13 protein-coding genes are annotated in these 20,642 nt (G+C 62.4%); all 13 read left to right on the top strand.

Translation table 11 applies throughout. From position 1 onward, the window contains the following. The first annotated feature begins 720 nt into the window (after positions 1 to 720). Positions 721 to 8,793, top strand: coding sequence for an ESPR-type extended signal peptide-containing protein (locus tag M0D67_RS12740; protein ID WP_171926407.1), 8,073 nt, complete (start codon positions 721 to 723; stop codon positions 8,791 to 8,793). A gap of 32 nt (positions 8,794 to 8,825) precedes the next feature. After that, positions 8,826 to 9,593: an OmpA family protein gene (locus tag M0D67_RS12735; protein WP_233468809.1), complete on the top strand. Its 768-nt coding sequence runs from the start codon at positions 8,826 to 8,828 to the stop codon at positions 9,591 to 9,593. A 414-nt stretch (positions 9,594 to 10,007) separates the two neighbouring features. Next, positions 10,008 to 11,051, top strand: a complete 1,044-nt coding sequence (locus M0D67_RS12730; protein WP_093632502.1) for an NAD(P)-dependent alcohol dehydrogenase — start codon at positions 10,008 to 10,010, stop codon at positions 11,049 to 11,051. A gap of 31 nt (positions 11,052 to 11,082) precedes the next feature. Further along, positions 11,083 to 11,397: a hypothetical protein gene (locus M0D67_RS12725; RefSeq protein WP_266238898.1), complete on the top strand. Its 315-nt coding sequence runs from the start codon at positions 11,083 to 11,085 to the stop codon at positions 11,395 to 11,397. Next, complete coding sequence (locus tag M0D67_RS12720; protein ID WP_171926408.1) at positions 11,394 to 12,428, top strand: GTP-binding protein; 1,035 nt, start codon at positions 11,394 to 11,396, stop codon at positions 12,426 to 12,428. Before M0D67_RS12725 ends, M0D67_RS12720 begins: the two co-directional genes overlap by 4 nt. Continuing rightward, on the top strand, positions 12,425 to 13,519 hold the full coding sequence (locus M0D67_RS12715) for a WD40 repeat domain-containing protein (RefSeq protein ID WP_171926409.1): 1,095 nt from the start codon (positions 12,425 to 12,427) through the stop codon (positions 13,517 to 13,519). The genes M0D67_RS12720 and M0D67_RS12715 overlap by 4 nt, the downstream gene beginning before the upstream one ends. A 41-nt stretch (positions 13,520 to 13,560) precedes the next feature. Beyond that, positions 13,561 to 13,764 (top strand): hypothetical protein, encoded by a 204-nt coding sequence (locus tag M0D67_RS12710; protein ID WP_171926410.1) that lies wholly within the window; start codon positions 13,561 to 13,563, stop codon positions 13,762 to 13,764. Between the two features lie 468 nt (positions 13,765 to 14,232). Next, a complete protein-coding gene (locus tag M0D67_RS12705; RefSeq protein WP_093632506.1) occupies positions 14,233 to 15,903 on the top strand; it encodes an aromatic/alkene/methane monooxygenase hydroxylase/oxygenase subunit alpha in 1,671 nt (556 codons plus the stop codon). A 74-nt stretch (positions 15,904 to 15,977) separates the two neighbouring features. Next, the gene (locus M0D67_RS12700; protein WP_171926411.1) at positions 15,978 to 17,060 is read left to right on the top strand and encodes an NADH:ubiquinone reductase (Na(+)-transporting) subunit F; all 1,083 of its coding nucleotides are present in this window, start codon (positions 15,978 to 15,980) and stop codon (positions 17,058 to 17,060) included. 62 nt (positions 17,061 to 17,122) lie between these two features. Continuing rightward, positions 17,123 to 18,208 carry an aromatic/alkene monooxygenase hydroxylase subunit beta gene (locus M0D67_RS12695; protein WP_171926412.1) on the top strand — a complete coding sequence of 362 codons (1,086 nt, stop codon included), beginning with the start codon at positions 17,123 to 17,125 and terminating at the stop codon, positions 18,206 to 18,208. Positions 18,209 to 18,291: 83 nt separating this feature from the next. Beyond that, the gene (locus M0D67_RS12690) at positions 18,292 to 18,645 is read left to right on the top strand and encodes an MmoB/DmpM family protein (RefSeq protein WP_093632508.1); all 354 of its coding nucleotides are present in this window, start codon (positions 18,292 to 18,294) and stop codon (positions 18,643 to 18,645) included. A gap of 81 nt (positions 18,646 to 18,726) precedes the next feature. Next, on the top strand, positions 18,727 to 19,752 hold the full coding sequence (locus M0D67_RS12685) for an amidohydrolase family protein (protein ID WP_266238897.1): 1,026 nt from the start codon (positions 18,727 to 18,729) through the stop codon (positions 19,750 to 19,752). Between the two features lie 5 nt (positions 19,753 to 19,757). Beyond that, positions 19,758 to 20,588: a metal-sulfur cluster assembly factor gene (locus tag M0D67_RS12680; protein WP_216674214.1), complete on the top strand. Its 831-nt coding sequence runs from the start codon at positions 19,758 to 19,760 to the stop codon at positions 20,586 to 20,588. Positions 20,589 to 20,642 lie beyond the last annotated feature (54 nt).

Genomic DNA, 20,642 nt, shown 5'->3' with positions numbered 1-20,642 from the left:
GCAATAGGTTCATGGCTCACCAATTGTTAAATTTTGCAATGCCCAGATGTCGCAAAGGCTTTTTGTAGACAAATTAAAAGACCTATGAGAAAGTTCCCCGCGAGCACTTAACTTTCTTTTCATTACACGATTTAATAAAGAGAGATGTCGCATTCGATGCGAATAGCTTGGCGGTCTTCGTCTCACATAGTGCTCAAGATGTTGCGAGAAAGAAAAGCGGTGCGTGTAGCCTGGCGCAAGACTATTTGTCATGCCACGAGCCGAGGGAACGTTGCAACAGGCTACTGAGGGGCAGTAACGATGAATATCCCAGTCGGAACAGAGCCGGGCACTGGCTCGGCGAAGAAAGCGCATCAGTCTGGCCGGCAATTGGCGCTCCGCCACGCGACCGCCTTTCCTCTACGTCTCCCCTTCGGACCTTCATAACCCAGACATTCGTCGAACGCATCAGCGGCCAGCTCCGCCGAAAGCCGGCCATCGGACCGACCCTCATCGCCTAATTAGTCATGCGAATTACATCGTCTGCGTGGGTATTCGCTCGCGCTCAGAATTCGTCATTCACCGAGGGCGGAAACAACTTGCCGGAGCTCCAGCGCTAAAGCAACTCGCGCCGTAGCGAGACGTCTTAAACACTATAAATAGGCATCCTTAGTAAATAGGGTGCATGCACACGCTCGTGCTTATGAACTTCTCATTTCAATTATCTGGTGAGGCAACGACATGAACAAAGCATATCGGACCATCTGGAACAAGGCGCTGGGCGCCTTCGTAGCCGCGTCGGAGTTGGACACGTCGCGCGGCAAGGGAAAGTCAGGAGCGGCTGCCTCCCTATGCGATGGGCGCAGCGGTGAGCATGGTGAACATGGTGCTTCGGCGCTGCACGGTGCCAGTCCGCGTGTCGTCACCGTACTGTTGTTGATGGGTTTGGGGGGGTGGGCCGCGCAGGCGCAGGCGCAGGTGAGCTGCGCTACGGCACCCTTCAACTTCTATAGCGGCAGCACCACGTGCGTGGGCTTTCAGTCCACGGCCTCTGGAGGCGGAGCCACTGCGGTAGGTTATGCCGCCAACAGTACTGGACTTAATGCCTTGTCCGTTGGCTTTCAAGCCATTGCCAGTGCTACCAACGCTATCTACCTGGGTGCGCGCAGCGCCGGGGGTACCGGCGCGACCGCACAGTCGGCGATTGCCATTGGCACGGATGTCGCCGCTACCGGAACGTCGGCCATCGGTGTTGGCCTTGACGTCGTCTCGAGCGGCAACCAGTCGACTGCCGTCGGCCCCTTGGCGAAAGCAACTGGAGATAACGGCGTTGCACTGGGCGCGAGCGCCAACGCTGCCGCGTCGGGCGTCGTCGCGTTGGGCAGCGGAGCCACCGGTTCGCAAACCAACGGTGTAGCCGTTGGCTCGGGAGCCAGTGCCACTGGTGTCAACGCCGTTTATCTGGGAGCGCGCACCGCCGCGGGTACCGGTTCGACGGGGATATCGTCCATTGCCATTGGCACCGACGTTACCTCGAACGCTGACTATGCCACCGCGATTGGCTTCCAGGCGGTGGTGAGCGGGCCTGGAGCCGTCGGGATGGGTTATGTCGCCACAGCCTCCGGGACGCATGCTGTCGCAGTCGGTTTTCAATCCATCGCAAGCGGCCTCAACGCCGTTTATCTTGGGCCGCGTGCCGTCGCAGGCACGGGCGCAACGGCGGCGGGTGCGATTGGCATTGGCACGGACGTGACTGCATCCGGTCCCTCTTCGCTGGCCGCCGGCACAGTGTCCAAAGCCACGGCACAGAATGCGGTGGCATTGGGGGCGGGCGCCGCCGCCTCAGGGCTCAACTCGCTCGGCATGATGAACGGCTCCAATGCGAGTGGTGCTAATGCGATAGCGTTGGGCGGAGCGGATTCTGTCGCGGAAGGCGGCGCGTCTGCCCCAGCGACGGTGGCGGGCGCCGCGGCGTCGGGCATCCGCGCCATTGCGATTGGCTCTGGCGCGAGTTCGGCTGGCTCCTCGTCCATTGCGATAGGCGATTCGGCCCAGACGGGAGCCAATACCGATGCCGTCGCCATGGGTACCTCAGCAACGGCTAACGCGACCAATGCCTCTGCCATAGGCAATGGCGCACGTGCGCTCGCCGCCTCCACGGTTGCCATCGGCGACGGCAGCACCGTCGCTGCCGCAGCCGGCGCGGGTTCATTCGCCGGCGGGCACAACTCACAGGTACTCGGCGGGACGGGCGCAGTGGCGCTCGGTCAGGCGCAGACCGCCAGCGGCAACGGCGCGGTCGCGATTGGCGATCCCAATACCGCGACCGGCAATGGTGCTGTCGCTGTGGGTGCGAACAATACCGCCACGGGCGATGGCGCAGTAGCGCAGGGCAACGGCAATACCGCCAATGGTCAAGGCGCCGTCGCGCTGGGCAACGCGAGCAACGCGAACGGCGCGAGCGCGCTGGCACTTGGCGATTCGGCGGTGGCCAACCAGGCCCGTGCGATCGCGCTGGGTGCCGGCGCGTCAGCCAGCAACGCGAACGACGTCGCGTTGGGTGCGGGCAGTACAACGGCAGCGCCACATACGGGCACCACTGCGCTTTACGGCGGCACGGCGGCCGGGATCGCGAGCGCGGCCAATGGCGTGGTGTCGGTCGGCTCGGCTGGGAAGGAGCGGCAACTGCAGAACGTGGCGGCGGGCGTGATTTCGGCCGCCAGCACCGATGCCATCAACGGCTCGCAACTGAATACTGTCGTCACCGGCGTCAATAACCTGGGCACGTCGACAGCAAGCACATTAGGCGGCGGCGCCAGCTATAGCGCAGCCACCGGCAATCTCACCGGCTTTAGCCAGCCGATCAACAGCGTCAGCAGTACCGGGGCCGTGACCGGACCTACGGCGCAGACGACGGTTGCGGGTGCCTTGACTGCGCTGAACACGAACATTGATAACACTGCAAATATCGCGGTCAAGTACGACGCGGCGGGTGGCACGAAGATCACCCTCGGTGCGACCGGCGGCGTGGGCGCACCCGCGGGCGGCGTCACTATCACCAACCTCGCCGCGGGGGTCAATCCAACCGATGCGGTGAACGTCAGTCAGTTGACCAGCTCGACCACCTCGGCGGCAAACAGGTGGATCACCGGTAATCCGACCACATATACGGCGCCAACGGCGACCGGCACCAACAGCACGGCGGTGGGTTCAGGTGCGGTGGCCAACGGCGCGGGGGATGTCGCGCTCGGTAACGGCACGACCAGCAACGGAGCGGACGCGACCACCACCTACACGACGGCCAATGCCGTGGTGAACGGCCAGACTTTCACCGTGCGCCAGGCGCCGACCAACGGTGCGGTGGCGGTCGGTCAGCGCCAGATTACCCAACTGGCCGACGGCGAGGTGAGCGCCACCAGCACCGATGCGGTGAATGGCAGCCAGTTGTACAACGTGGGCCATACGCTGAGCGGCCAGGTGACCGGTCTGGGCAACAGTGCGGCCTCCAGCCTGGGCGGTGGCAGCACCTATAACACCACGACCGGTGCGTTGACCACCAGCCTGAGCTACGGCGGCAATACCTATACCTCAGTGCAGAATCTGGTCAACGCCTTGACCGGTGGCGGCACGACGCCGGGCATCAAGTACTTCCACGCTAACTCGAGTGCACCGGACAGCCAGGCGCTGGGCGCCAACAGTGTCGCGATCGGACCGAACGCGTCGGCCAGCAACGCGAATGACGTTGCGCTGGGTGCGGGAAGTACAACTGCAGCGCCGCATGCGGGTACCACTGCCCTCTACGGCGGCACCGCGGCCGGCATCGCGAGCGCGGCCAATGGTGTGGTGTCGATCGGCTCGGCGGGGCAGGAGCGGCAACTGCAGAACGTGGCGGCGGGCGTGATTTCGGCCGCCAGCACCGATGCCATCAATGGCTCGCAGCTGAATACCGTCGTCACCGGCGTCAATAACCTGGGCACGTCGACGGCGAGCACATTAGGCGGCGGCGCAAGCTATAGCGCAGCTACCGGCAATCTCACTGGCTTTAGTCAGCCGATCAACAGCGTCAGCAGTACCGGAGCCGTAACCGGACCCACGGCGCAGACGACCGTTGCGGGTGCTTTGACTGCGCTGAACACGAATATCGATAACACGGCGAATATCGCGGTCAAATACGACGCGGCTGGTGGTACGAAGATCACCCTCGGTGCGACTGGCGGAGTGGGAGCCGGGTCCCCGGTGACGATTACCAACATGGCGCCGGCTGCGTTGAACGCAACGAGCACGGACGCTGTGAACGGGTCGCAATTGTTTGCAACGAACCAGAATCTGACGTCTATCGTCAACGGCCAGTCTGGTCCATTTGTATCGAACAACAGTGTGACGGCAGTACAACCGGTATCGAGCGGAGCCAATGCCAGTGCCGGTGGTTTCGGCGCGAGCGCGACGGGTGCATCCTCCACGGTGCTGGGCAACCAGTCTACTGACAACGGTAATGCCGATGCGACGGTATTGGGCCAGGGCGCGAGCATTTCGGCTGGCACGACCGGCAGCAATGTTGCACTGGGCCAGGGCAGCACTGTGACAACTGGCGCTGTCGCCACCAGCGGTGCGATCATTGGCGGCACGGCTTATACATTTGCCGGCGGTGCGCCGGCAGGTGTCGTGAGCGTGGGCACGGCAGGCGCTGACCGGCAGATTGCAAATGTGGCGGCAGGGCAACTGAGCACCACGAGCACGAACGCGGTGAACGGTTCGCAGCTGTTTGCAACCAACCAGCAGGTATCGGTCAATACCACGGCGATCTCCAACATCAACAATGGCGCCGGGATCAAATATTTCCACACCAATTCGGTGCTGGCGGACAGCGTTCCAACTGGCACCAACGCGATTGCAGTGGGGCCGGCTGCCAATGCTTTCGGCAACGATTCAATCGCCCAGGGCCTGAATGCGGTAGCCGGCGTGAATGGCGCGCCGACGACGGCCAACGATATTGCCTTGGGCAACGGGGCTCAAGCCACGGGCGGCGATTCGATCGCCCAGGGTACCGGGGCAATCGCGAACACGGCCGGTGCCATAGCGATTGGTCAGACGGCAACGGCCACAGGTGGCAAGGCCGTGTCGATTGGCGTTGGCAATACGGCCAGCGGCAATGGCGCGGTCGCCATCGGCGATCCGAACTCGGCGATCGGGACCGGTGCAATAACCATGGGCGCGAACAATACGTCCAACGGCCAGGGCGCGGTGGCGCTCGGCAATGGCAATACAGCGACTGGGCAGGGCGCTGTCGCGCTCGGCAATGCATCGCAAGCGAACAATGCCGGTTCGGTTGCGTTCGGCGACGCTGCTACGGTGTCGGCCGTGGCGACGCAAGGCGTTGCGATCGGCTCCGGAGCCACGGTCACCAATGCCGGCGCGGTGGCACTGGGTGCGGGAAGCACGACGGCCGCAGCGGTGGGGACGCCAGGGGCGACCATCAACGGCACCGCCTACACGTTTGCGGGCACCACGCCGGCGAGTACGGTGAGTGTCGGCAAGGTGGGCGCGGAACGCACCGTGACGAACGTTGCTGCGGGCCGGTTGAGCGCGACCAGTACCGACGCCGTGAACGGCTCGCAGTTGTATGCGACCGATCAGGCAGTCGACACTCTTTCCTCGACGGTAACCGCCAACAAGACGCATTACTACAGCGTCAACGACGGCGGTACACAGGGCGCCAACTATGCCGACGACGGCGCCACTGGCGTTAACGCCCTCGCTGCGGGTGTCGGCGCCCTGGCTTCGGGGGTAAGCAGCACGGCGCTGGGCAACGGTGCCCAGGCGCTGGCGAACAACGCAACTGCATTCGGGCTGCAAGCGACTGCTTCGATCGTCGGCGGTGTGGCGATCGGATCGGGATCGGTTTCAGATCGCACGGTTCTGCCCGGGGTCGGATCTATCGCCAACGGCTCCCACGCGATTCCGTTCAATACCTCCGACGAGACCTTGCTGGGTGCGGTGTCCGTCGGCAGTAGCACCGCCTACCGTCAGTTGACTAACGTCGCCGACGGCACGCAGGCGCAAGACGCAGTCACCGTCAGGCAACTCGCGGGCGCATTGTCATCGTTCTCGGTGACGGGCACGAACTATTTTCACGCGAATTCGACGGCGGCCGATTCGCTGGCGGTGGGCGCGCAGTCGATCGCCGTCGGACCGACGACTGTCGTCAACGGAGACAACGGCGTCGGTGTCGGCGACGGGGCAGTGGTCGATACGACGGCGCCTGGTGGGATCGCAATCGGCCAGCAAACGCATTCGGCCGCGGCCGACGCCATGGCGCTCGGCAGCGGCGCAGTCGCGAGCGGTGCGCAGTCGATCGCGCAAGGTGCCAACGCGAATGCCGCTAACCAGGGCGGCGTTGCTGTGGGCTCCGGCGCGCAGAGTAGCGCCACGGACGCCGTAGCGCTTGGAGCAGGGGCGAGCTCGACGTTTGCCAATAGCGTGGCGCTGGGCAGCGCATCGACAACAGCCGCGGCGGTGCCGACGACAGGCGTCACGATCAACGGCACGGCCTACACGTACGCCGGTACTGTCCCGACGAGCACGGTGAGCGTGGGCAGCGTAGGCAACGAGCGCACGGTGACCAACGTGGCGGCAGGCCGGGTGAGCGCGACCAGCACCGACGCAGTGAACGGCTCGCAGCTATATGCGACCGATCAGGCAGTCAGCAGTCTGTCCACGACGATAACCGCCAACAAGACGCACTACTACAGCGTCAACGACGGCGGTACTCAGAGTGCCAACTACGCTGACGACGGCGCCACCGGCACCAACGCGCTTGCGGCGGGCGTGGCCGCCACCGCGGCCGGCGCCAGCAGCACAGCCCTGGGTCAGGGCGCGGTGGCCAATAACGCCAATGCCGTGGCGCTGGGCAGCGGTTCGACCACGGCTGCGGCAGTGGTAACGACCGGCGACACGATCAACGGCACGGCCTACACGTACGCAGGGACTGCCCCGACGAGCACGGTGAGCGTGGGCAGCGCAGGTAACGAGCGTACGGTGACCAACGTGGCAGCTGGCCGGGTGAGTGCGGCCAGTACCGACGCGGTGAACGGCTCGCAGCTGTACGCGACGGATCAGGCGGTCGGCAGCCTCGCCAGCGTAGTGACGGCCAGCAAGACGCACTACTACAGTGTCAACGATGGCGGCACGCAGGGCGGTAACTACAACAACGATGGCGCCACCGGCACCAACGCGCTGGCGGCGGGCGTGGGGGCAACCGCAAGCGGCGTGAGCAGCTTCGCTGGCGGCAACGGTGCTGCCGCACAAGCGGACAACGCGCTTGCACTGGGCGCTCTGTCGAGCGCATCGGTGGCCGGCGGGGTCGCCATCGGCTCGGGATCGGTGTCCAATCGCGCGGTTCTCTCCGGCATCGGCTCGATCGCCAACGGCACCCATGCGATTCCCTTCAACACGTCGGATCAAACACTGCTCGGCGCAGTATCTTTCGGCAGCGCGACCGGCAATACGTATCGCCAGTTGACCAACGTCGCGGACGGCACGCAGGCGCAGGATGCGGTGACCATCAGGCAGCTTGCCGGCGCGCTGTCGTCGTTCGCCGTTAGCGGACAGATGTACTTTCACGCGAACTCGACGGCGGCGGATTCGCTCGCGGTCGGCGCGCAGTCGATTGCTGTCGGGCCGACAACGGTGGTCAACGGCGACAACGGCGTGGGTATCGGCAACGGGGCAATCGTCGATTCGACGGCGCCGGGTGGCGTCGCGATCGGCGAAAGCTCGAATGCGGCACAGGCCGACGCAATTGCGCTCGGCAGCGGCTCCATCGCAAGCGGCGCCCAGTCGATCGCACAAGGGGCGAACGCAAAGGCTGCGAATGCAGGCGGCATTGCTATCGGTTCGGGGGCGCAAAGCAGCGCCATCGATGCGGTCGCGATGGGTTCAGGCGCGAGCGCGTCGATGGCAAACAGCGTTGCGCTAGGCGCGGGATCGGTGACGACGGTTGGTGCCTTGAGTAATTACATTGCGTACGGGTTGAGCAGTCCGCAGTCGTCCGCGGGCGAGGTCAATATCGGCAATCGGCAGATCACCGGCGTGGCAGCCGGCAAGGCTGGAACCGACGCGGTGAACGTAAGCCAGCTTGCCGCAGTCACCACGCAGTTGACCACGCTGATCAATAATCAAAACGGGGGCGGCGGTGCCCCCTTCTCGTCCACTCCTGGTTCTTCACCCGCGTCCACCGGATCGAATTCTTCGGCGGGCGGGCAGGGCTCGGTAGCTTCCGGCTCGAATAGCACGGCGGTCGGCAACAGTTCGCAAGCCAGCGCGAATGGCGCGACCGCTGTGGGTGTCGGCGCAGCCGCGAGCGGGAATAACTCGGTGGCGCTGGGTTCCAATAGCACGGACGGGGGCCGCAGCAACGTGGTATCCGTCGGCGCACTTAACGATACGCGGCAGGTGGCGAATGTGGCGGCGGGAACGCAGGGGACGGATGCAGTCAACGTGAACCAGCTCAATGCCGGGCTCGCGCAGGCGAATGCCTATACCGATCAACGGGTGGACCAGTTGCAATCGGGCATCAACTCCGTCGCGCGCAACGCTTATTCCGGTATCGCCGCAGCGACGGCATTGACGATGATTCCGGAGGTCGACAAGGACAGAACCTTGTCATTTGGCATCGGCACGGCGGGTTTCCGCGGCTATCAGGCCGTCGCGCTGGGCGGAACCGCGCGCATCACCGAGAACATCAAGATGAAAGCCGGTGTGGGCATGAGTCCCGGCGGCACGACCTTCGGGATGGGCGCGGCCATGCAATGGTAGAGCGCAGACGCCTTCGCTCAAGTGCGGACAACATGATCGTGCTCCGAACCGGACGTACGAAAAACAGTATGGAGAACACAATGAAGCAGTTTTCTGGATGGGGCTTATCGCTGAGCCTTGCTTTGCTTGCCGGATGTTCGAGTGCATCCGGGCCGACGTTTAATGCTTATACGGTCACGGCCGCGGACGGTACGAGGCTTCATCAGGTCGAATGTCATGGGCTCTTCGAGGGACCCGCCACATGCATGAAAGTGGCCCAGCAGATATGCCGCGGAGAACCTGTTCGAGCGGTGCAGAAGGTCGGGCGCCTCCAGGCGGATAATGACGACGCCGATGTAACGCGACGACTCACCTTCGCGTGCGGTGGAGCGCCTGATACCGCGCCTGCAGCGGCCGCGCAGCCGGGCGCGTCCGAGCAAACGGTCGCCCAGTTCGTGCTGCAAACCGATACCCTGTTTGCCTTTGGGCAGTCCAGTCTGGCTTCGATCTTGCCGGGCGGCGCGGCCAACCTCGAGCAGGTCATCGCGCGTATCAAGCAACGAAGCGGTATTCAATCCATTTCGGTAGTCGGCCATACCGACCGCCTCGGGCCGGAAACGCTCAACCAGCCATTGTCACTGGCCCGTGCAGAGACGATACGGGAATACATGGTCAATCATGGGCTGAACGGTGAGGTGATTCACGCGACGGGAGTGGGCTCCCGTGACTCGACAACCCAATGTCCAGCCGGCGAGAGCAGGGCAGTTATCGCTTGCCTTCAGCCGGACAGGCGGGTTTCCATCGAAGTTCGGGCGCAGTGAGATGGCTCAGCGCCGAACCGACTCGCGATGAACGAGCGAACGTTCGGCGCTGGGCGTACACGCGCGGCCCTGCCAGGGTGCGCCATACGCTTGGCTCCGCCGCGCGATGCCTTGAAGAGCCGCACACTTCAGCAAATGCGATATGTCCCATTTTGAAACAGACCCAACGGTCTGTCTCTAACCCTATGTCCGATTTTGCGACAGTACGGGCCGGCCACGACTGGCGTTGAGTTCCGTGCGTATCAGTCGCGCCTTGTCCATCGTGTAGACCGCGCCCACTCCTGGTGATTTCAGGATCATTGGCACAGGGCTTGCTCAGAAAGCGATAGAAAAAGTCGCAAGCGTCCGAGGCGAGTCTTGCAGTGGCCGGCCACATGCTCGAACTCGAAACACAACGATTGGAGGAGGCGAAACGTGAAAGCCGCAGTGCTGCATCAGTACGACGAGTCATTGTCCCGCGACGAATTCGTGCGCTACGAAGAGTTCGCGGATCCGAAGATCGAACGCCCTACCGACGTGATCGTCCGTATCGGCGGCGCCGGTGTGTGCCGCACCGATCTTCACGTTGTTGAAGGCATATGGCGCAGCAAGGTCGACGTGGCTTTGCCCTACATCATGGGCCATGAGAATGCCGGCTGGGTCGAAGCGGTCGGACGCGGCGTCGAAAGCGTGAAGGTGGGTGATCCGGTGATCTGCCATCCGCTGGTGACGAGCGGCCATTGTCTTGCATGCCGCCGCGGCGACGATATGCACGCGACCGACAGCCGGTTTCCCGGCATCAATGCGAACGGCGGCTATGCCCAGTATCTGCTGACCGGCGAACGCTCGCTGATTCAGCTACCGAAGTCGCTCGCGCCTAAAGACGTCGCACCTTATACCGACGCCGGACTCACGGCGTATCGCGCGGCAAAAAAGGCGTCGCGCCACCTGCTTCCCGGCCAGTTCGCGGTCGTGATCGGCGCCGGCGGCCTGGGTCACATCGGCATTCAGGTATTGAACGCACTGTGCGCGGCGGAAATCATCGTGGTCGATCGGTCCGAGACCGCGCTGCAGCTTGCGAAGGAATGCGGCGCGCACCATACCGTCAAGGGCGATGGAAACGAAGTCGAGAGCGTGCTTGAGTTGACTGGCGGCAACGGCGCGGAGGCGGTCATCGATTTTGTCGGCGAAGGCGACGCGATCGCCAAGGGACTCGCCATGACGCGCAACGCCGGGTTCTATTACATCGTCGGCTATGGCGGGAAGATCGAGTTGCCGACCATCGACATGATCACCAGCGAGAAAACGATTGTCGGCAATCTGGTCGGCACCTATCCCGAGCTGGTCGAATTGATGGCGCTGGCCGACCGTGGACTGGTTCATCTGGCGACCCGGGAATATCGCTTGAGCGACGCGAACCAGGCGCTCAAGGATCTGCACCACGGCAAGATCAAGGGCCGTGCGGTGCTGATTCCGTAGCGGATCGGCTTCGGCCTGAAGGGAGAACACCGTGGCGCAGCAAGACGCAATGCGGCTCTTTGAGCGCATGCGACTGGTCATCGCACTGACTGAGGTCAACTCCCACCACTTGCGCGGCGAGAGCCGCCGTGCGGGCGCCGAGATCGAGTTGGCGTGCGCGCTGGCATGCGAGAAGCGCGACGGCGTCTCGCCCGATGGCACGCGGAACATCGCGCAATTGCGTGAACGGCTGAGCGACGCCGAACGCGCATTGCAGGCGATCGAATCCGAGCGCGCCGGGCTCGAAGAGGAGTTGGTCAATCTCGACGCGATGCTTCCGGGCTCAAACCAGGGGGGCTGGCAATGAATCGAATCCCGGTCACTGTTCTCACCGGTTTTCTCGGCGCGGGTAAGACCACGCTGCTCAATCGCATTCTGCGTGAGCAGCATGGCCGGCGCTATGCGGTGATCGTCAATGAATTCGGCGCGATCGGTATCGACGGCGATCTAGTCGTGGGCGCTGAAGACGAAGTTGTCGAGCTGAATAACGGCTGTATCTGCTGCAAGGTACGGGGCGACCTGATTCGCGTGGTGTCGGGGCTCGTCAGACGCAAGGGCGGTTTCGATGGAATCCTGATCGAAACATCCGGTTTGGCGGACCCCGCGCCCGTGGTGCAAACATTCTTTATCGACGATCTCATCCGGCAGCACACGCGCCTCGACAGCGTGATCTGCGTCGTCGACGCCTGCCATCTGCAAGCGCGCCTCTCCGACAGCCGCGAGGCTGCGGAGCAACTCGCACAAGCGGACATCGTGCTGCTCAACAAAACCGACCTGGTCGACATGGCAGGGCTCGCGGCGATACAGGAGGAAATCCGGCGCATCAACCCGACCGCGGAACTGCTGCCCAGTGTCAGATGTGCGGTGCCACTCGCTGCGCTGCTCGATCGCGGTGCGTTCGATCTCAAGCGTATGCATCTCGCCCCGTCGCAAGACGAGGGTAGCGCGTTGCCGCGTGGCGACCGCAGCTATCGCTATGTTCCGGTCGATTCTCGCGTTGATACTCGCGCTTCCATCCATCGCGGACGGCACAGTCACGACATAGACAGCGTGTCGTTGCGCGTCGACAAACCCCTCGAGCGCACCCGCTTCCTGTCGTGGCTGCAGCAACTGGTGGTAGAGCAAGGCCAGGATCTGCTGCGGGCGAAAGGCATCGTCGATCTGGCCGGATCGGAGCGCCGCTTCGTCTTCCAGGGCGTGCACATGACGATGGACACGGACTTCGACCGGCCCTGGCGAGTGGACGAACATCGCGATAGCCGGTTGGTGTTCATCGGGCGCAATCTCGATCGGCGCGGCTTGCGCGAGAGCATCAGGCACTGTGAGATCGACTCATGAACGCGCCCCCGCCTCTGATCGAATTGCTCGGCGCGCGTTGGGTGGCGGAGGCGCCCGTCGTCGCGGCCGCCTGGGACGTCACGGGGCTATACGCCGGCTTCGCGCTGGGTGACGGGACGCTGGCGCTCGCAACCGGCACATGGGAAGGCGGGCCACGGCTCACGCCGCGCGAAAGCGGCGGTGTCGAGTTCGTGCAGGCGCAAGCGCCGCCCACGCCACTGGCGCGCTTTAGCGTCCACGAGAGCACCTGTCTTGGGCTTGCCGCCGACCCCGCAGGAGGATTTCTCAGCGGCGGAGACGACGGTCGCCTCGTCCACCTGGCCGTCGATGGCGCCAGCCAAGTCCTCGTGGACAAGGCCGGCGAGTGGATCGACCTGGTCGCAGCGAGTCCTGCAGGCGTGCGCGCCTATGCAACCGGCCGCCGGGTCCACTTGTTGGGGACGAAGCCCGGCAGTCTGACACTAGCCGGCTCTGCGACGGCCCTCGCTTTCGATCCCACCGGCAGGCAAGCGGCGATCTCGCATCAGGGCGGAGTCACGCTATGGTCCGCCGACACCCATGAACAACGTCATCTGGCGTGGCCCGGTTATCACCGCACCGTCGCGTGGAGCCCTGACGGCCGCTATCTGGTGAGCGGTATGGAAGAAAACGCGCTGCACGGCTGGCGACTCTCCGACGGTGGCGACATCGAAATGGGGGGGTACCCGGGGCAACCTCGATCGCTATCTTTTTCCGCGGACAGCCGGTTTCTTGCAACGAGCGGTGGTCTGCGGCCCGTCTGCTGGCGGTTCGATCCGCCCGGCGGCAATGACCAGCCGCACGAATGCGGCGTGTCAAGCAAGACGCCGGTCAGTCAAGTCGCCTGCCATCCCACGCATCCGCTGATTGCAGTGGGTTACCACAGCGGCGCGGTGCTGCTGTGCCAGCCGGGCAGCGGCGATGTCCTGGTCATCAAGCACTCCGGCAGCAGTCCGGTCAGCACCGTTGCATGGTCCCCTGACGGCGCGCGGTTGGCGTTGGGCACGGAGGCCGGCGAGCTTGCGCTCGTGTTCTTGCCGGACCTGTTGTTCCGCTTCAGAAGTCCGGGATGAGCGTGTAACGAGATTCATCACATGCGAGGAAGGAGGCAGCTATGAATGAGCAATACCCGTCCAAGGACCAGTTCTTCGAGCGGTTAGGCTCGCTCGCAGACGCGATGATCGCGGCCTATGGCAAAGATTTCGCCATGGGCGCCATGATCCTCGCCGCGCGCTTTGTCGCCGAGGGCAAGCCGCCTGGCGATAACTCTCCCAGCGTGATCTATAAGGGCGAGAGTCACGGGGGGATCGGCCTGTAGTAGCAGTTCGCACCTGAATTTTTTGCGGTTCCTCTGGCCGTCATTCACGAAGTTAGATCAGTACACCAGATTATTTATTCGGCAGAGGATGCGTCCCAATATCGGACAGGTCCATCAAACACGAATGTCGCATAACACAACAGAACACTTGCGCTGATGGCTTCACAAAGACCTGTTTGCACGGCTCAGCCTCGTCAACCCTGAGCCAACGTTGCCTGGCACGCTTATCGCTCTATTAGGGCAAGTCACAAGGAAAGCGTTGCAGTCCCGAAGCGCAAAACAGAAATGGCAGGAGACACGTTCATGAAGAACGAATCTGGACATACGTCCTTCAGCATTGCTCCCGCCAATTTTCGCTAGCGTGGTTCGACTACACCCGCGTTGTTGACTCTGGCCGCGGCACGAGCCAGCCCTGCCCCGAAGCGTCGCCGTACGACGGTTATCGTGAAATGGAACAAGGAGAGCCCAATGTCTGATGGATTAACGCTAAACAAGATCACCTCGCAGCGAGGGATCAGTATCGGCGAGGCGGCCCGTCGCGTCGCCGATCTCGGCTGGACACCCAGTTACGTCCAGGAAGCGATGACCTTCCCGACCGACTACAAGATCAGCAAGGCGCCGCGCGACCCGATGAAGCAGGTGCTGCGCTCGTATTTTCCGATGCAGGAGGAAAAGGATAACCGCGTCTATGGCGCACTCGACGCGGCGTTGCGCGGCGACATGTTCCGCAATGTCGAGCCGCGCTGGGTCGAATGGATGAAGTTGTTCCTTGCGATCATCCCGTTCCCGGAAATTTCGGCGGCACGTTCGATGGCGATGCTTGGACGGCTCGCGCCAGGCGAAGAGTTGCGAACCGGTTTCACGATGCAGATGGTCGACGAGTTCCGGCACTCAACGATCCAGATGAATCTGAAGAAGTGGTACATGGAGAACTATATCGACCCCGCCGGGTTTGATATTACCGAGGCGGCATTCGGTAAATGCTATGCAACCACCATCGGCCGTCAGTTTGCCGAAGGCTTCCTCACAGGCGATGCGGTGACTGCGGCCAACGTGTTTCTGCAGGTGGTCGCTGAAACGGCATTCACCAATACGCTGTTTGTCGCCATGCCGTCGGAAGCCGCACGCAACGGCGACTATGCGCTGCCGACAGTGTTTCTTTCGGTGCAGTCTGACGAAAGCCGGCACATCGGCAATGGCCATTCGCTGGTGATGTCAATCATCAACGACCCGGACAACCACCTGCTGCTCGAGCGCGACCTGCGCTACGCCTTCTGGCAAAACCACGCGATCGTCGATGCGGCAATCGGCACCTTCATCGAATACGGGACCGCGGATCGCGACAAGAACAAGGAATCGTATGCCGAGCTGTGGCACCGGTGGATCTATGAGGATTACTACCGTACCTACATGCTGCCGCTGGAAAAGTACGGCATCAAGATCCATCACGACGATGTCGCCGCGGCGTGGGATCGCATCGTCAAACAGAACTATGTCCACAAGGTCGCGCAGTTCTTTGCCGTGGGCTGGCCGGTCAACTTCTGGCGCATCGAAGCGCAGACCGAAAAAGACTTCGAGTGGTTCGAGCACAAGTACCCGGGCTGGTACGCCGAATTCGGCGACTTCTGGAAGTGGTACGCGAAGAAGAGCGTGCCCGGCGAGACCAACATGCTGTTCGACCAGGAGAACGGCTATGTGTATCCGCACCGCTGCTGGAGCTGCCTGGTGCCGTGCCTGATCCGTGAAGACTTCGTAGTCGACGAGGTCGATGGTCAGCTCTACACGTACTGCTCGGAGTTGTGCCGCTGGACTCACAAGGTGGCGTTCGCCTCGGAATACGAGGGGCGGCCGACTCCGGCAATGGGACGCTTCAGCGGACGCCGCGAATGGGAAGAGTGCTACCACGGCTGGGATCTGGCCGATTGCATCAAGGATCTCGGCTTCGTGCGCAGTGACGGCAAGACGCTGGTGCCGCAACCGCATCTGCGTTTCGACGACAGGAACATGTGGACGCTCGACGATGTTCGCGGGCACACCATCCAGAGCCCGATCGTTCTGCTGCGCAACATGACACCGGAACAGCGCGAGAAACACATCGCCGAGTATCGCGCTGGTTTCAAGATCAATCCGGTGAACTGACGAGGCCATGTCGTCCGGCGGCAGCGGTGCGGCTGCCCCGGACGAACGAGAAGCGTGAGGTGGGCGACATGGACATGAGTGACACGCAAGAGAAGAGGGCCGACATGCCGGACGCAGAAGAGGACAAGGTACTTCATACCGTGCGATTCGAACCGGTCGGCGTGGAGATGACGGTTGAGGAGGGCGAGACCGTGCTCGATGCCGCTTTTCGCCAGGGTATCTCGGTGATGCATGGGTGCAAGGAGGGGCAGTGCAGCAGTTGCAAGTCTTTGCTGATCGAGGGCGATGTCGAAATGAAGAAGTACTCGACCTTCGCTTTGCCTGACTACGAGCGCGAGACCAATCACATCCTGTTGTGCCGGGCGCTCGCCTTCAGCGATCTGACAGTCGAACTGCTGAACTACGACGAAGACCTCATGCGCCGTTCGATAGCCGTGAGTGAATACGACGCAACGCTAACGAAGATCACCGCGCTGACGCATGACATCAGGCTGCTGGAAGTGGAGTTGTCCCGGCCGCTGCGCTTCTGGGCGGGTCAGTATGTGGACCTGACGATTCCGGGCCTCGGCATTACGCGATCGTTCTCGATGGCGAGCACGCCAAACGGTCAGAGAAAGCTCGAATTCATCATCAAGAAGTATCCCAACGGCGCCTTCTCGTCGCAACTGGACGGCGGTCTGAAGCCGGGCGACAGGCTGGTGGCGAAGGGACCGTACGGCACATGTTTCCGGCGCGAGGACCAACCGGGGCCACTGGTGCTGGTAGGCGGAGGGTCGGGGATGTCGCCGCTGTGGTCGATCCTCAACGATCACGTGCAAAGCGGCGAAGAACGACCGATTCGTTTCTTCTACGGCGCTCGCAGCCGTCGCGATCTGTTCTATCTCGACGATTTCGCGGAACTGGAGGACCGGCTGCCTGATTTCCGCTTTATTCCGGCGCTTTCCGACGCCGAGCCGGGCGATGACTGGACCGGCGCGACCGGCTTCATTCACGAAGTGCTGGGCCGCGCATTGCGCGAGGAATCGCTGGACGGTGAGATCGACGCGTACACATGCGGTCCGACGCCGATGATCGACGCAGTGATGCCGGTCCTGCAGATGGCGGGCGTCGCGCCCGAGCGGCTCTATTTCGACAAATTTACCCAGGCTATTCGCTGACGGAAGCCAAGGCATCGCGCCAGATCGAAAGTCCGATAACCGAAAGAGGAAGGAGGAGCAACATGAGCACGTCGCTACAGGAAGTCGCACCGTTGAAGTCAGGCGCAGCCGGCGCGGCCCAGTTTGCGGGCTCGGAGAGCCGCAAATACAACTACTTCGAACCCAAGGGACGCAAGGCGACCCACTACGAGGACATGACCGTCGATGTCCAGCCGGACCCGAAGCGCTATCTGCTTCAGGACTGGATTCTCGCGTTCGCGGATGGTACGCCGACCTATTCGGAAACGTGGACGGCAGTCAAAAGCACGGACTGGCATAAATTCCGTGCGGTCGACGAGGAGTGGGAACGCACGCATTACCAGCGTCAGTCGACGATCGTCGGCATGATCACCGGCGCCGTCAACAACGCGCGGCGCTCGGGCGCGGTGAAGCGCTTCGATAAGACCTGGGTCAAGGTGCTGGAGCAGCATCTTGGCGCGTACAAGCATGCGGAGTTCGGCCTCGGCACCGCCACCATGCACGCCCAGCGCTACGGCTATACGCAGATGATCAATAGCGCGATCCTGACCAACGCCTCCTACAAGCTGCGCTTCGCTCAGGACCTGACGCTCTACCTGGGTGAGATCGCACTGGACCTGGCGAATATGGATCTAGACGCCGGCAAGGAGCATTGGCTGAACGATCCCATCTGGCAGGAAACGCGTCGGGCCGTCGAGGCTATCGGCGGCGCCACCGATTTCCTCGAAAAGTACTTTGCGGTGAATGTCGTGTTCGAGCCGATGGTGGCGGACCTGTTCCGCAGCGGTTTCATCATGCAGGTCGCCGCTTCGCAGAACGACTTCCTGACGCCCACGGTCGTGTCCGCAGCGGAGGGGGACTACGAGCGCAATCTGGCCAATGCAGTTGAACTGTTTCACATGCTGGCCAACGATCCGAGGCACGGCGAGGCCAATCGGAAACTGTTCGGCGAGTGGCTGGAGAAGCACGGTGCGCTTGCCGCCTCAGCAGCGAAGCACCTGCAGCCGATCTGGTCGATTCCGCATGTGAAGACGGCGCAGTTCAACGACTGCCTGAACAGTTCGATCGAGCGGGCGGAGATGATCGCCAGAGAGATTGGCGTCCACTTTCCGCTGGCACTCCAGGCCTGACGGGTTCCTTGCCCAGTTGATCCAACCGCGCAAGCTAACGGCATAACCCAACCGCACAACCCAACCGCGAAGAGGAGTACGCAATGTCAGTGCATAACGACAACATTTTCAAGTCGATGAAAGATGTTCGCTTCGAGCAGACCATTTCCCATCAGTGCGGCGTCACGATGAACGACAGCGTCGAGGCTCGTGCTATCGCCGAATTGATGACCCATAAACCCGGCATCACGGTGACCTATCTGCCCGCCATGATCCGGATCGATGGGCAGGGCAAGATCGAATTCAAAATGGGCGAGATCAGCGAAGCGCTGGGCCGGGAGATGACCCCGCATCTGTTCGAGATATCCACCTCGACTCACTATGGGCGGATGGTGATGGTCGATGACGAGACCGTCGTGCTGTTCGGCAACATGGACGACGCGATGGCCTACGAGTGACCGTGCAGCCCGCTATCTGATGAGGCGTCCGGCCGCCCTGACGGGGGCGGGCCGCTCGCAACAACTACGGAGACACATGCCATGTATCGAACCACGGACGGTGAAGACATCTTCATCATCGACGGACACGTCCATCTATGGGACGGCAGCAAGGCCAACTTGAAGAACGTGCATGGCCAGCAGTTCATCGATTGCTTTTACGCGTATCACTCGAACCTGAGTCCCAAGGAGTATTTGTGGCCGAAGGAGAAGTTCGACAACTACGGCCCGGAAGTCATGTATGACGACCTGTTCGTCAAAGGTTACGACGACATGGCGATCTGCCAGCCGACTTACCTCACGGACTTTTACAAGAACGGATTCAACACGACTGAGAAAAATTACGAGCTGAAGAAAAAACACCCGCACCGTTTCATCGTCAATGGCGCGTTCGATCCGCGCGACGGCGAGGCTGGACTCGACTACCTGGACGAGCTGTCCGAGACGTACGGGATCAAGGGCGTCAAGCTCTACACGGCGGAGTGGCGCGGTGACAGCAAGGGCTACAAGCTGTCGGACCCCAGCGTGCAGAAGTACCTGGAACGCTGCGAGAAGCTCGGTATCAAGAACATCCACGTCCACAAGGGTCCGACGATCCTGCCGCTGAATCGCGACGCTTTCGACGTTGCCGATGTCGACGACGCAGCGACCAGCTTCCAGAACCTGAACTTCATCGTCGAGCACTGCGGTCTGCCGCGACTGGACGATTTCTGCTGGATCGCGACCCAGGAGACGAACGTCTACGGCGGTCTTGCGGTGGTGCTGCCGTTCATTCACACGCGTCCGGAGTACTTCGCGCATGTGATTTCGGAGCTGCTGTTCTGGATCGGCGAAGACAAGATCCTGTACGGCAGCGACTATGGCATCTGGTCGCCCAAATGGCTGATCGAGAAGTTCATGGCCTTCGAATTGCCGGAGTCCGTCAGCAAGGAAACCGGTGTGCAACTGTCGCTGACGGTGAAGAAGAAGATTCTCGGGCTCAACGCGGCGCGGTTGTACGGTATTGACGTCGAGGCGCAGAAGAAGTTGCTGAAGGATGTCCGGCAGCCGGCTGCGGTCGGGGCATGAATACCATGGCCGCCACGAACGCGAAAGCCGCAACGGCCGCCGTCGATCGGACCGCCGAGGTGTGGGCGCAACTCGCATTGGTCGCCGACCCCGAACTCGATGAATCGGTGACCGAACTGGGTTTCGTCACGCGCGTGGAGGTGGACGCAGGCGGCGGCGTGCAGATTGGCTTCCGCTTGCCGACTTACTGGTGCGCCGCCAACTTCGCCTTCCTGATGGCCGACGACATGCGCATTGCTGTCGCGGGCTTACCGTGGGTGACGAAGGTGACGATCGGACTCGGCGAACATATGTATGCCGACGAAATAAACCGCGGCGTGGCGGCCGGGCGGTCATTCCAGGACACCTTTGGAGCCGAGGCCAGCGGTGAACTCGAGGACATCCGCCGGACCTTCATGGTCAAGGCTTTTCAGCGGCGACAGGAAGCGCTCCTGACGTCACTGCTCGAACGCGGCCTTGAACCTGCGCGGCTCGTGCGCATGAGCGTGGCGGAACTCGCTGGCTTGCCTGACGATTCCGCAAGCCGACGACTCGTGGAACGCTATCTGGAGCGGCGCTTCGTCGTCAGAGGCTGTGCCAGTGGTGCCGCGCAGGCCGATGAAGCGGCTTTCGTCGACGACCAGGGTGCGTTGCTCGATGCGGATGGGCTTGGCGCCTACCTGCGTGCCTTGCGGCGGGTCGGCGTCAATGCGGAATTCAACAGTGCGTTGTGTCGCGGCTTGCTGGCGGCGCGGTACGGCGAGGCGGACGCAGCCGCAGCCGCGCCACAAGTCGAGATCAAGCCCGTGCACTTCGTGCCGGTCGGCGACTGGAAGAGGGCCGTCGGGCTGGCGTAATTCGGCAACACTGCGGTATCAGTTCGAAATGTAGCAATCCAGAATATTCCAACA

This window comes from Paraburkholderia sp. SECH4 (assembly GCF_030511745.1).
In the GTDB taxonomy this organism is placed as follows: Bacteria; Pseudomonadota; Gammaproteobacteria; order Burkholderiales; family Burkholderiaceae; genus Paraburkholderia; species Paraburkholderia madseniana.
The sequence above is the reverse complement of the archived record's forward strand: the minus strand, read 5'-3'. Positions and strand labels throughout refer to the sequence as shown.